Here is a 13,135-nt window from a genome sequence, read left to right as displayed (position 1 = left end):
GTGTGTTTACCGTCCGGAAAAACGCAATCTGGATAGCTGACGCAAATCCCCGTCGAGGTAATAGTCATCGGTCCAGCTGTCGTCCGCCGCCAACGGGTGGACCTGCTTGAGCGCGAGTTTCCTGGCGAAGTAGCGAAAGCGGTAATGCTCGTAGAACCGCAGCAGCTCCAGACCATAACGGTCTGCCAGATCGGTATCGCCGCGAATGATCAGGTAGTTCTCGTCATTGCCATTGCTGGCCGCAGCACTGAGGTTATGGCTGCCGCTGATGATCGTCGGTGCATCGCTGGTGAAGTCCGTCACCACGGCTTTGGTGTGCACCAGCAGGTTGCCCTTCTGGCCTTTCATGCTCTCGCGTAGCCAGCCTTCCAGCCCGGTGTTGAGCAGCGCGGTGGCGGCGAATTCGGCGGTGCGGTCGGCGTGGAAACCGGTGATACGGCTGGCGGTGTTTTGCAGGCCGTAACGCAAAATGTCGTCATTGGGCAGGCCGAGCAAGGCGTTCAGGATGTCGTCGGGCAAGGCGAACGCGGTGGCGAACAGCACGTCCTTTTTCGCGGCGTTGATGATCTCGACAAACTCATCCAGATCCCCTTTGCCCGAACGCGGTGAGAACCCGGCGAACATCGGTTGCAGCGGATCCATCGGGTTGTTTTGTGTGAGCCAGTCTCGGGTGGCACCGACATCCGCAGGGTTAGCCCAGACCTGCTCGAAGGTGTGCAGATAGCTGGCGCTGACGCGTGTGTCGTCCAGCACATGCACCACGTTGGCCTGGCGGTAAACGCCGTTGGGCGTGAAATTGGTGCTGCCGCAAAGCACCGCTTCGGGTTGACGCTGCCCCGCTGTGTCGAGCCGGCTCAGCACCATGAATTTGTTGTGGAAGATATTGTGGGTGACCCGCCCGCGCTTGTTCTCTGCCGGGATCTTTTCCAGGCTGGCCTCGTTCAGGGTGGTGTCCTCATCGCCCGGTTGGGCGTGATAGAGCACCCGAACGTTTACCCCACGCTCGAACGCTGCATTGACCGCATCGACAACGGCCTGCAATTCATACTCGTAGATGGCAATGTCCAGCGCCCACTGGCCATCCACCGCACGCTCGATAAACCCCAGCAAACGCCCGAGCAAACCGTTTTCCAGCCACTGCCGCGGGACATCCGGCCAGGCTTCGATGGGCAGGTTCTTGTTGGCGCTGATCAGCGCGTCGAGCTCGGGAAACTTGCGCTGGAACGCCTGGCTGGCGGCCACTGCGCGATTGAAGATCACGCTTTGGTTATTCGGCTGACCATTGTCGGAGGTGACCGTCACTTCCAGGAATTCACCCAGTTGCGGCGCATCAACGCTGCCGTATGCCAGGTGGATTCGGTAATGGATCGTCATCCCCGGATTGACCGCGTAATCGGCCCAGCGAAATTTCTGCAACGGTGCGATATCGCTGGGGGTCGCGTGAAACTGGGGAAACGTATGCAACTTGCCGGGGAAGGTCAGGCTGTTGAACAGGAACAGCCAGGGCTTGGGGCCTTGCTGTTTTTCGATGGCGAAACCCAAGAGACCTTTGCGGCGGGGTTCGGCCAGGTCCATGGCCAACAGCACACCATTGGTGCCGGCATAGGCCTTGACGCGGAAATCATTCTGGTGGTTGACGGCTAGAACGCGCATGACTCACTCCTGTGATCTTTCCAGTTAACTCCATATCGTCGATATGCCGATACTCAGCCTGCAACTCGGTAGCCATCACCTTAGCCCGCCCAAGGCGAATCGGCCCGCGCTCGATGTCGATCAGCAGCCCCGGACAATCAAGCACCGGCAACATCGACCAGTCCTTCAATCGGCCATCGGTCACCAACAACAAGCGCTGTTGTTCCGCCGGAAAGCGTTTTTGCCGTGCCGTCAGCCAGCGCCCCGCCTCACTCAGCGCCGCCAGCAACGGCGTACCACCTCCCGCTCCCAACCCATCAAGCCAGTTGCGCAAACCCGCGGAGGCTTTCAAGCCTTGCACTTGCCATTTCGGCACATGACCACTGGCAGTGAGCAACGCCAGGCGTGCACGCTGGCGATAGGCATCGTCGAACAGTTGCGCCAGCAAGCCCTTGGCATCGCTCAACGCCTGATGACGGCGCGTCGAGGCCGAGGCATCGACGATCACCAACAACAGTTCATGAGGCGAACGGGTGCGCAGGTGAAACAAGACATCGTCGCGTTGACGCGGGCGGCCGTTCAGCAATGTGCCCGGCCAATTGATCGAGCCGCTGCGCGCCGCGTGACGTTTACCCTGTTTGCCATTGTCCAGCCGTCCGGCGCGGGGTCTGGCATTCGCCCCCGCGTCAGATCGAGGGCGAATGCCTAGGGCTTTTTTGGCCAGCTCGGCACTTCACGGCGTGCGCCGACCGGTAACGCCTGGGCGGGCATTCCCCCCCATTGGCCCTCGCCTTCGCTCGGATTGGACTGCTGGGTAGAAGGTGGCTGACTTTGTTGCGGCGCCGGTGGCGATGGCTCGCGGCGGCGATGGCGCAAGGCAAACTCGGCGACGGCGTCGATGTCTTCCTCGGCGATGGCGCCCGCCCCGCGCCACGCTGTGTGGGCACGCGCCGCGCGCAACCAGACCAGGTCGGCACGCAAGCCATCGACCCCGGCGGCAAAGCAGCGCTCGGTAATCTGCGCCAGCGCATGATCGTCGAGCGGGATGCTTGCCAATGCGCTGCGCGCCTTCTGGCAACGTTCGCGCAGCGACTGTTGTTGGCTTTCCCATTCAGCGCAGAAGCTGTGGGGATCGCTGTCGAAATCCAGCCGGCGCCGGATAATCTGGCCGCGCTCGGTCGGCGCTGTGTGGCCACTGAGGGCGACGTTCAGGCCAAAGCGGTCGAGTAGTTGCGGACGCAGCTCACCCTCTTCCGGGTTCATGGTGCCGATCAGCACGAACTTCGCCGAATGCCGATGGGAAATGCCGTCGCGTTCGATCAGGTTGGTGCCACTGGCGGCCACATCCAGCAGCAGGTCCACCAGGTGATCGGGCAGCAGGTTGACTTCATCGACGTAGAGTACGCCGCCGTCAGCCTTGGCCAGCACACCGGGGGAAAACTGTGCGCGCCCCTCGCTCAGGGCGGCGTCCAGGTCGAGGGTGCCGACCAGCCGTTCTTCGGTGGCGCCAAGCGGCAATGTCACGAACTGGCCGCTGGCTAGCAAGTCCGCCAGGCCACGGGCCAGCGTTGACTTGGCCATGCCGCGGGGGCCTTCGATGAGTACGCCGCCGATTTTCGGGTCGATGGCGGTCAGGTAGAGGGCGAGTTTGAGATCGTCGGCGCCGACCACGGCGGAGAGGGGGAAATGCGGGGTGTCGGTCATCTTTAATACTCGGTCATGGTCGGTAGCAGGTACACCTTGTACCTGTGGGAGCGGTGCCGCAGAGTCAGCCATCTTCTTCTATATCCAGCAGCAAATTCTCCAGCGCCTGGCGATACTCACCCGGCTCCTTCCACATCCCCCGCTGCTGTGCTTCCAGCATCCGCTCGGTCATGTCGCGCAACGCATGCGGATTATGCTCACGAACAAAATCACGGGTCGCCGGATCCAGCAAATACGCATCCGCCAGCAACGCATACTGGTGATCGTCGATCAGCTGCGTTGTAGCGTCGAAGGCAAACAGGTTATCGACCGTCGCCGCCAGTTCAAACGCACCTTTATAGCCGTGGCGCTTCACGCCGTCGATCCACTTCGGATTGGCTGCCCGCGAGCGAATCACCCGGTTCAGCTCTTCCTTCAATGTGCGGATCTTCGGCAGATCCGGCTGACTGTGATCGCCATGGTAACTGGCCGCCGCTTCGCCACTGAGGCTTTCCACGGCCGCGAGCATGCCGCCCTGGAACTGGTAATAGTCGTTGGAATCGAGCAAGTCGTGTTCGCGGTTGTCCTGGTTTTGCAGCACAGCCTGAACCTGGCTCAGGCGCTGAGCGAACTGCTCTCGCGCCGCAGTGCCTTCATCAGAACCGCCGTAAGCGTAGCCGCCCCAGTTCAGGTAAACCTCGGCCAGGTCGTCGCGGCTTTGCCACAGACGACCATCGATGGCGCCCTGCACGCCCGCGCCATAAGCACCGGGTTTGGCGCCAAAGATGCGCCAACCGGCCTGACGCTTGGCCGCCTCTTCATCCAGCCCCGATTGCATCAACGCTTCGCGCTCGGCACGCACCTTGGCGGCCAGGGGGTTGAGATCGTCCGGCTCGTCGAGGGCGGCGACCGCTTGCACGGCGGCGTCGAACAGGCGGATCAGATTGGCAAAGGCATCGCGGAAGAATCCGGAGACGCGCAACGTCACGTCCACGCGCGGACGGTCCAGTAGGCTCAGCGGCAGAATTTCGAAGTCGTCGACTCGCTGACTGCCCGTCGCCCAGACCGGGCGCACGCCCATCAGCGCCATGGCCTGAGCGATGTCGTCGCCGCCGGTGCGCATGGTCGCGGTGCCCCACACCGACAGGCCGAGCTGGCGCAGGTGATCGCCTTGGTCTTGCAAGTGTCGTTCAAGAATCAGGTTGGCCGACTGGAAACCGATACGCCACGCGGTGGTGGTCGGCAGGTTACGCACGTCCACCGAGTAGAAGTTGCGCCCGGTCGGCAGCACGTCGAGCCGTCCGCGACTCGGCGCACCGCTGGGGCCGGCCGGCACGAAGCGGCCGCTGAGGGCGTCGAGCAGACCGCGCATTTCCGCCGGGCCGCAGGCATCCAGCCTTGGCGCGACGACTTCGCGCAGGCTGTCGATGATGGCTTTCACCTCTGACCAGCCTGGCGCGTTCAGCGGCTCAACCTCAGTGATCAAGGCTTGCTCGATCAGTTGGGCGGCGAACAGCTCGAGGCGTTCGCGGGTATCACCTGCTGTGCGCCAGACTTCATCGGTGAGGGATTGCAGTTCAATCGGACGCGGCCCGGTCCAAGGTTCGGCGAGCGCACAATCCAGCGGATCGAAGCCCAACGTGAACGCCTTGGCCAAGGCCCGCAGCAGACTCGATTGCGCACCCCGCCCATCGCCACGCGGAATGCGCAACAACGCCAACAACGTATCGATACGCAAACGCCCGGTCGGCGACTCGCCAAACACATGCAGGCCGTCGCGGATCTGTGACTCTTTCAAGTCGCACAAATAGGTGTCCAGACGCGGCAACCAGATCGCCGCATCGGCATCACTGTCCAGCTTCTCGTCCAGTTGCAGTTCGCGGTCGATGTGCGTCTCGCGCACCAGTTGCAGGATGTCGCGCTGCAATTCCCGGGCTCGGCGCGGATCGAGCAATTGCGCTTCGTAATACTCGTCGGCGAGTAATTCGAGGTTGCGCAACGGGCCGTACGTTTCAGCGCGGGTCAGTGGCGGCATCAAGTGATCGATGATCACCGCCTGAGTGCGGCGCTTGGCCTGGGCGCCTTCGCCCGGATCGTTGACGATAAATGGATAGATGTTCGGCAGCGGACCGAGCAGCGCATCCGGCCAGCAATTCTCGGACAGCCCGACGCCTTTGCCCGGCAACCATTCGATATTGCCGTGCTTGCCGACGTGGATCACACCGTGGGCGCCGTAGGTGTTGCGCAACCAGAAATAGAACGCCAAGTAACCGTGAGGAGGCACCAGGTCCGGGTCGTGATACACCGCGCTCGGGTCCACCTGATAACCCCGCGCCGGTTGAATGCCGACGAAGGTCAGGCCAAAGCGCAGCCCGGCGATCATCATTCGCCCGCCACGGCACATCGGATCGCTTTGCGGCGAGCCCCAACGTTCCAGCACGGATTGCCGATTGGACTCGGGCAAGGCGCTGAACATCAGGTTGTAGTCATCCAGCGCGAGGCTTTGCATACACGGGCGCTGGTCGAGGGTGTCGAGGTCGTTGCTGACACCACCGAGCAACTGCTGGATCAACGCGGTGCCAGTGTCGGGCAATTCGGCGGGTAGCGGATAACCTTCTGTATGCAGCGCGCGCAGGATGTTCAGCGCGGCGGCCGGGGTGTCGAGGCCCACGCCATTGCCGATGCGCCCATCGCGCGTCGGGTAGTTGGCGAGGATCAGTGCGATGTGTTTTTCAGCGTTGGGCACCCGCGCCAGATCAATCCAGCGCCGCGCCAGTTCGGCGACAAAATCCATGCGCTCCGGTTGTGGTCGATAGCAGACCACATCGGATTGGCTGCGCTCGCTGCGCCAGGCCAGGTCTTTGAAGCTGATCGGTCGGCTGATGATCCGCCCGTCCAGTTCCGGCAGCGCAATGTGCATCGCCAGATCGCGTGGACCGAGGCCCTGTTCACTGGCGCGCCAACCGGGTTCGTTGTCCTGTGCGCAAATTGCCTGGATCACAGGGATGTTGCGACGAAACGGTCGCAAATGCGGCGCTTCAGGGCTGGACTGCGCGAAACCGGTGGTGTTGAGAATCACGCCGGCTTCGACTTCATCCAGCCAATCCTCGACCACCGTCAGGCAGCCGGGCTCTTTCAAACTGGCCACGGCAATCGGCAACGGGTTCAACCCCGCGGCCTGCAACCGCTGGCAGAAAACATCGATGAAGCCTGTGTTGGCCGCCTGCAAATGCGAGCGGTAGAACAGCACCGCCGCGACCGGTTGACCGGCCTGCCAGTCGGCTTGCCAATCCTTCAGTTCGGCGGGACTTTTTTGCGGGTGGTAAATCGCCGTGCGTGGCAGGGTTTGCGGCTCGGCCCAGGCGTAGTCGCGGTCCAGCCAACGATTGGCGAGGCAGCGAAAAAAATCCAGGGCATTGCTCATGCCGCCCTGACGCAGAAACTGCCAGAGCCGGTCGCGGTCACAGGCAGCCACCGTGCTCAGCTCGCTGAGTTCCGGGTCCGGGCGGTCATCGCCTGGCACCAGAATCAGTCGCACGCCGCGCTGTGACAATTCCACCAGACGCTCGACGCCGTAACGCCAATAGCCAATGCCACCGTGCAGCGAAATCAGAATCACCTTGGCGTGGCGCAGCACTTCGTCGACATACAGGTCGACCGAGGCGTGATTCTGCACCTGCATCGGATTGGCCAGACGCACGCTGGGGTAATCGTCAGGCAGCTGCTGCGTCGCCTCGGCGAGCAGCGCCAGGCTGGAGTCGCCGCTGCAAAGGATCACCAGCTCGGCGGGGGTTTGTCCAAGGTCGGCAATGTTGTCATCCGACACGAAACCGCCGGGCTGGGTCCTGAGCAGGTGCATGGCTTAAACGCTGAGCGCAGCGCGCAATTGCGCTTCAAGCAGAGTGGCGTCCAGCTCCTGACCGATCAACACCAGTCGCGTGGTGCGCGCTTCGTCGGCGCCCCACTGACGGTCGAAATGCTTGTCGAAACGTGTGCCCACGCCCTGAATCAGCAAGCGCATCGGTTTGTTCGGAATCGCCGCGAAACCTTTGACGCGCAGGATGCCGTGCTGGACCACCAATTGGGTCAACGCGTCCAGCAGCAGGCTTTCGTCGGCTTGCGGCAGTTCGATGGAGATGGAGTCGAAGGCATCGTGGTCGTGATCGTCTTCGCCTTCATGGTGATGATCGTGATGGCTGTGACGGCTGTCGATGTGTTCTTCAGAACCGGCGCCGAGGCCGATCAGCACGTCCAGTGGCAGACGACCGCTGCTGGCTTCGATGACTTTCACCGCGGGCGGCAGTTCTTCAGCGACTTCCAGGCGTACACGGGCCAGGTCTTCAGGGCTGATCAGGTCGGCCTTGTTGAGGATCACCAGGTCGGCGCTGGCCAATTGGTCGGCGAACAGCTCGTGCAGCGGCGATTCGTGGTCCAGGTTCGGGTCGAGTTTGCGCTGGGCATCGACCTGGTCCGGGAAAGCCGCGAAGGTGCCGGCGGCGACCGCTGGGCTGTCGACCACGGTGATCACCGCATCAACGGTGCAGGCGCTGCGGATTTCCGGCCACTGGAAGGCTTGTACCAGCGGTTTTGGCAGGGCCAGGCCCGAGGTTTCGATGAGGATATGGTCGAGGTCGCCGCGACGGGCGACCAATTCGCGCATCACCGGGAAGAACTCTTCCTGAACGGTGCAGCAAAGGCAGCCGTTGGCCAGCTCGTAGACGCGGCCGTTGGCTTCTTCTTCCGTGCAGCCGATGGAGCACTGCTTGAGGATTTCGCCGTCGATGCCCAGCTCGCCGAACTCGTTGACGATCACCGCAATGCGACGGCCCTGAGCGTTGTCGAGCATGTGCCGCAGCAAGGTGGTTTTGCCCGAGCCGAGGAAGCCGGTAACGATGGTGACGGGGAGTTTGGCCAGTGTTTTCATCGGATGCCCTTTGGCAAGGTGGCGGGCATACGGGACGACAATCGCTGCGACGGATGCGCGCACGGAAGAGTTCGCCACCGGATCACCCCGCCCGGTTGTAGTGAAAATCTGTGTCGAGGCAGGTCTCCTGGCTGATGGTGTGCCGGGCTTGTGGGCCTGGCATTCGCTGCGCCTTCCCGCGAACCCGTTGCACAGGGTTTGCAGTGGCGTGGCAGCGAACATCACCGTTCACAGTTGCGGGGGCAGCCGCGGCATCGACCGCGTTCCCTTCTTAGCTTCGGCAAACGCCGAAGAACCTCGAAAGCGCAAGGCTACGCATCGTGTGGGGGCGGGTCAATGTTCACCTGACTTCTGTGGCGCTCCCTTCGCGAGCAAGCCCGCTCCCACAGGGGGCCGCATTTCAATGTGGGAGCGGGCTTGCTCGCGAAGGGAGCGACTCGATATCCAAGTGAGAACCCTTGCCAATTGACGCCCAACCCCCGCCCATGCTCTCCTACACGCCTTGTTACGGGTGCCCTTCACAGGGTGAAACGGGAAACCGGTGAATCATGTGCTTTACTCTAAAGTCATGTCAGTCCGGTGCTGCCCCCGCAACGGTAAGCGAGCGAAGCGTCAGATCCACTGTGCCAGCAGTTCGGCATGGGAAGGTGATGCTTGCAGGTCAAGGCGAAAGCCAGTGCCCCTCGTGAGCCCGGAGACCGGCCCGCAACACAAAGTGACCATTACGTTCACTGAATAACAAACCCGCGGTGGGCGGGCGCTGTTTGAACCTCTGCGTACCCGACTCGCAGGGGTCTTCCATGCGCTCTAATTCACCCGCTGACAGACCAGAGGGAAGCGCCATGTCGATCATCAGCAGCACCGGCAGCAACACCGATAAGAGCACCGCCAGCACCACCAATACCCTGACTCAACGCCTGACCGGCGCCGTGTGTGCGTCGATCCTTGGCGCGTGCCTGGTGTATTTCGCCGGTTTCTCGCACATCGAAGCGGTGCACAATGCCGCGCACGATACCCGCCACAGCTCTGCATTCCCGTGCCATTGAGACCTGCCGAAATGATCAAGCGTATTGCGCAAACCGCAGGGTTCACCGGGCTGCTGGCCGCCTTGCTGCTGACCTTGCTGCAAAGCTTCTGGGTGGCTCCGCTGATTCTGCAGGCCGAGACTTACGAAAAATCCGAGCCCGCCGCTGTTGAAGTTCACGAACACGGCGCAGGTGCTGTCGCCGCTCACACTCACGATGCTGAAGCCTGGGAACCGGAAGACGGCTGGCAGCGCGTGCTGTCCACCACCGGCGGCAACCTGGTGGTAGCTGTCGGTTTCGCGCTGATGCTCGCCGGCCTCTACACCTTGCGCGCTCCGACCAAAACCTCCCAAGGCCTGCTCTGGGGCCTGGCCGGTTACGCGACGTTCGTGCTGGCACCGACCCTCGGACTGCCGCCTGAGTTGCCGGGCACTGCCGCGGCTGATTTGGCGCAACGGCAAATCTGGTGGATCGGCACAGCGGCCTCCACTGCGGTCGGCATCGCATTGATCGTGTTCAGCCGTCACTGGCTGATGAAAGTGCTCGGCGTGGCAATCCTGGCCGTTCCTCACGTGATCGGCGCACCACAACCGGAAGTCCACTCGATGCTGGCTCCAGAAGCCCTGGAAGCTCAGTTCAAAATCGCTTCGCAGCTGACCAACGTGGCATTCTGGCTGGCCCTGGGCCTGATCAGTGCCTGGTTGTTCCGCCGCAAAAGCGTTGGTCAATACCACGCATGACTGAGATCCGCACAGCGCCGACTTTAGTGGTCGGCCTGGGCTGCCAGCGCGGCTGCCCCGTCAGCACGCTGCGGGCGCTGCTCGATCAGGCGTTACAGGCTCATAAAATCGAACTTCACCAGATCAAGGCCCTCGCCAGCATCGACCTGAAGCGCGAAGAGCCGGGCTTGATCGAATTGGCCGAACAACTCGCGCTGCCCCTGATGTACTTCAGCAGCGAACAATTGGCCGGCTATCAACCGCAACTCAGCCACCGTTCGGACATCGCGTTCGAACGCACCGGTTGCTACGGCGTCGCGGAAAGTGCCGCCCTGGCCCTGGCCGAGCAGCTGGCCCAGGCACCGGCGAAATTGCTTATTCCACGACAAAAATATGCCCAGGCAACCCTGGCGTTGGCCGGCGCTGCATAAAACCCCCGATAATCCCCGTCTTTGATCATGAGCAATCTTCATCTGAAGCCTTGCCCACCCCCTTTTTCTCACAGGAACCGACGATGACCGTCTACTTCATTGGCGCAGGTCCCGGCGACCCGGAACTGATCACCGTCAAAGGCCAACGGCTGATTCGCAGCTGCCCGGTGATCATCTATGCCGGCTCCCTGGTGCCCGCCGCTGTGCTGGAAGGCCATCGTGCCGAACAGGTGGTCAACAGCGCCGAACTGCACCTGGAACAGATCATCGAGCTGATCAAATCCGCCCACACCAAGGGCCAGGACGTGGCCAGGGTACACTCCGGCGATCCGAGTCTTTATGGTGCGATTGGCGAGCAGATCCGCTACCTGCGCGAACTCGACATCCCGTTTGAAATCATTCCCGGCGTCACGGCCACGGCGGCCTGCGCGGCATTGTTGGGCGCGGAACTGACGTTACCCGACGTGTCGCAAAGCGTGATCCTGACCCGCTATGCCGACAAAACCGCAATGCCCGCCGGCGAAGAGCTCGGCAGCCTGGCGCAGCACGGGGCGACCATGGCGATTCATCTGGGGGTCAATCATCTGAAGAAGATCCTGGCCGAATTGCTGCCGCATTACGGCGCGGATTGCCCGATCGCGGTGATTCACCGGGCGACCTGGCCGGATCAGGATTGGGTGGTGGGGACGTTGGCGGATATTGCCGAGAAGGTTGAGGCCAAGGGGTTTCGGCGCACGGCGTTGATTTTGGTGGGTCGGGTTTTGGGCAGTGATCACTTCAGTGAGTCATCGCTGTATCGCGCGGGGCATGCGCATTTGTATCGTCCATAGGGCCCCTTCGCGAGCAGGCTCGCGAAGGGTTCGGTGAATTTTTCCCATAAAAAAACGGCGCTCACGGGGCGCCGTTTTTTATGTTTGCAGCGAACACCTTACTTAGTAGTAGGCGTTTTCTTTCTGCGTGTGGTCGGTGACGTCACGAACGCCCTTGAGCTCGGGAATGCGCTCGAGCAAGGTACGCTCGATGCCTTCGCGAAGGGTGACGTCTGCCTGGCCGCAGCCCTGGCAACCGCCGCCGAACTTCAGCACGGCGATGCCGTCTTCGACCACATCGATCAGGCTCACCTGACCGCCGTGGCTGGCCAGCCCCGGGTTGATCTCGGTTTGCAGGTAATAGTTGATACGCTCATTGACCGGACTGTCGGCGCTGACCATCGGTACTTTGGCGTTTGGCGCCTTGATGGTGAGCTGGCCGCCCATACGGTCGGTGGCGTAGTCGACTACCGCATCATCCAGGAAGGCTTCGCTGAACGAGTCGATGTAAGCGGTGAAGCTTTTGAGCCCCAGCGCCGTGTCTTCAGGTTTTTCTTCGCCCGGCTTGCAATAAGCAATGCAGGTTTCGGCGTACTGGGTGCCAGGCTGGGTGATAAAGACGCGGATGCCGATGCCTGGGGTGTTCTGCTTGGAGAGCAGATCAGCCAGATAATCGTGGGCGGCGTCGGTAATGGTAATAGCGGTCATGGAAACTCCTCGCAGGCTTGGGCGCAGTTTACGCCAATCATCGCGCCGTACAAAGTCCTAGTATTTTTGTCGGGAAAGAGCTGGAACAGCCTCGATAGCCAAATCGCCGTCTATTCGGCCTTTAAGCCACTGATAGCTGCATTTTTCCACCCATTCGTAACTTGCCCACGAGCCCAGACCGATTGTCGCGGCGCAAACGGCGAACATTACGTAGGGATTGATGCCATAACGCTTTGCGACAAAACCACCCGCAGACAGCACCAACACGTGCATCAGGTACACCGAGTAGGAGCAATCGCCCAGCAGTTTGAGCACCCGGCTGTGCTCGAAATAGCGCTCCAGGGCCATGCACGACATTACGAGCACCGCACTCGGCAGGCCCCAGGCTAGCAGCCGTGGCTGCGGCGCCAGGTGATAAATCGCCAGCAACGCGCCGACAATGCCCAGCAACGGTAGCCAGAATCCGGGCTTGATCCAGCCGCGACGGTAGATCATGCCGATGGCGATCCCCAGCAGAAACTCATAAACAATGTCCGAGCGGTAGAACTCGCTGATCCAGCCATAGCCGGTCCAGGCTTGACACACGGCAAACAGCAGTGCCGCGACGATCAGCAGCCGAACCTGCAAGCGGAACAACAGCGCCCAGGCAAAGAGCACGTAGAAGAGCATTTCGTAGTTGAGGGTCCAGCCGACGTTGAGGGTCGGATAAATCCCGTAACCACCTGGGTTTTCAGTCGGAATGAACAACAGCGACAGCAGGAAATGCGACCAGTCGACTGCCTGATCCGGCAACACGGGCTGAGCGAACACCACCAGCAGCGCCATCAACACGGTATAGAGCCAGTACGCCGGAACGATTCGGCACAAGCGATACAGCAGGAAGCGCCCCGGCGGCAACGACTTGCCTTCGGTAGACAAGAAAATCACCAGGCCGCTGATGACGAAGAAGATGTCGACACCCACCGCGCCCTTGTCGATGAACATCTGACCGATCGGCCCATGGGCCCGGAAGTCGAAGAATATCTGCATGAAGTGGTGGCAGACCACCGCCCAGGCCGCGAGCGCGCGCAGTGCCTGTATTGAAATCAACATCGACGGCCCTCCCGATCGCATTCCCCCAAATCACCACAGATCCCCTGTGGGAGCGGGCTTGCTCGCGAAGGCGGTGTGTCAGTCGACATCAATATTGACTGATACACCGACT

General features: G+C 61.6%; 11 protein-coding genes and 2 riboswitches. Of the genes, 4 read left to right on the top strand and 7 right to left on the bottom strand.

What is annotated here, in order from left to right; translation table 11 throughout:
- Positions 1-6: 6 nt before the first annotated feature.
- The 5 genes from FQ187_RS15120 to cobW form a co-directional block, all read right to left on the bottom strand.
- Complete coding sequence (locus FQ187_RS15120) at positions 7-1,653, bottom strand: phospholipase D-like domain-containing protein (protein ID WP_149630104.1); 1,647 nt, start codon at positions 1,651-1,653, stop codon at positions 7-9.
- Positions 1,622-2,218 carry a VWA domain-containing protein gene (locus tag FQ187_RS15115; RefSeq protein WP_178122724.1) on the bottom strand — a complete coding sequence of 199 codons (597 nt, stop codon included), beginning with the start codon at positions 2,216-2,218 and terminating at the stop codon, positions 1,622-1,624. Before FQ187_RS15115 ends, FQ187_RS15120 begins: the two co-directional genes overlap by 32 nt.
- Before the next feature lie 119 nt (positions 2,219-2,337).
- Positions 2,338-3,336, bottom strand: a complete 999-nt coding sequence (locus tag FQ187_RS15110; protein ID WP_149630102.1) for an ATP-binding protein — start codon at positions 3,334-3,336, stop codon at positions 2,338-2,340.
- 64 nt (positions 3,337-3,400) lie between these two features.
- Entirely contained in the window at positions 3,401-7,174 is a 3,774-nt protein-coding gene (gene cobN, locus FQ187_RS15105; protein ID WP_149630101.1) for a cobaltochelatase subunit CobN, read from the bottom strand.
- Positions 7,175-7,177: 3 nt separating this feature from the next.
- A complete protein-coding gene (gene cobW, locus FQ187_RS15100) occupies positions 7,178-8,239 on the bottom strand; it encodes a cobalamin biosynthesis protein CobW (RefSeq protein WP_149630175.1) in 1,062 nt (353 codons plus the stop codon).
- Positions 8,240-8,338: 99 nt separating this feature from the next.
- Positions 8,339-8,554, bottom strand: a riboswitch (cobalamin riboswitch).
- Positions 8,555-8,731: 177 nt separating this feature from the next.
- A riboswitch (cobalamin riboswitch) is annotated at positions 8,732-8,961 on the top strand.
- A 120-nt stretch (positions 8,962-9,081) separates the two neighbouring features.
- On the opposite strand from cobW, the gene FQ187_RS15095 reads away from it, so the two are divergent.
- From FQ187_RS15095 to cobM, 4 genes are all read left to right on the top strand, one after another.
- The gene (locus tag FQ187_RS15095; RefSeq protein WP_149630100.1) at positions 9,082-9,285 is read left to right on the top strand and encodes a CbtB domain-containing protein; all 204 of its coding nucleotides are present in this window, start codon (positions 9,082-9,084) and stop codon (positions 9,283-9,285) included.
- 11 nt (positions 9,286-9,296) lie between these two features.
- Positions 9,297-10,004: a CbtA family protein gene (locus FQ187_RS15090; protein WP_149630099.1), complete on the top strand. Its 708-nt coding sequence runs from the start codon at positions 9,297-9,299 to the stop codon at positions 10,002-10,004.
- A complete protein-coding gene (locus tag FQ187_RS15085; RefSeq protein ID WP_149630098.1) occupies positions 10,001-10,414 on the top strand; it encodes a cobalamin biosynthesis protein in 414 nt (137 codons plus the stop codon). The genes FQ187_RS15090 and FQ187_RS15085 overlap by 4 nt, the downstream gene beginning before the upstream one ends.
- An 83-nt stretch (positions 10,415-10,497) precedes the next feature.
- Positions 10,498-11,244 (top strand): precorrin-4 C(11)-methyltransferase, encoded by a 747-nt coding sequence (gene cobM / locus FQ187_RS15080; protein WP_149630097.1) that lies wholly within the window; start codon positions 10,498-10,500, stop codon positions 11,242-11,244.
- Between the two features lie 102 nt (positions 11,245-11,346).
- On the opposite strand, the gene nfuA is transcribed toward cobM, so the two are convergent.
- Both nfuA and FQ187_RS15070 read right to left on the bottom strand, forming a co-directional pair.
- Positions 11,347-11,931, bottom strand: a complete 585-nt coding sequence (gene nfuA / locus FQ187_RS15075) for a Fe-S biogenesis protein NfuA (protein WP_008150988.1) — start codon at positions 11,929-11,931, stop codon at positions 11,347-11,349.
- Positions 11,932-11,988: 57 nt separating this feature from the next.
- Entirely contained in the window at positions 11,989-13,023 is a 1,035-nt protein-coding gene (locus FQ187_RS15070) for an acyltransferase (RefSeq protein ID WP_149630096.1), read from the bottom strand.
- Positions 13,024-13,135: the final 112 nt, after the last annotated feature.

Origin of the sequence: Pseudomonas sp. ANT_J28, from assembly GCF_008370005.1 — a bacterium.
GTDB classification, from domain to species: Bacteria; Pseudomonadota; Gammaproteobacteria; order Pseudomonadales; family Pseudomonadaceae; genus Aquipseudomonas; species Aquipseudomonas frigoris.
Note: the sequence above shows the minus strand (reverse complement) of the source record. Positions and strands in the feature narration are given on the sequence as shown.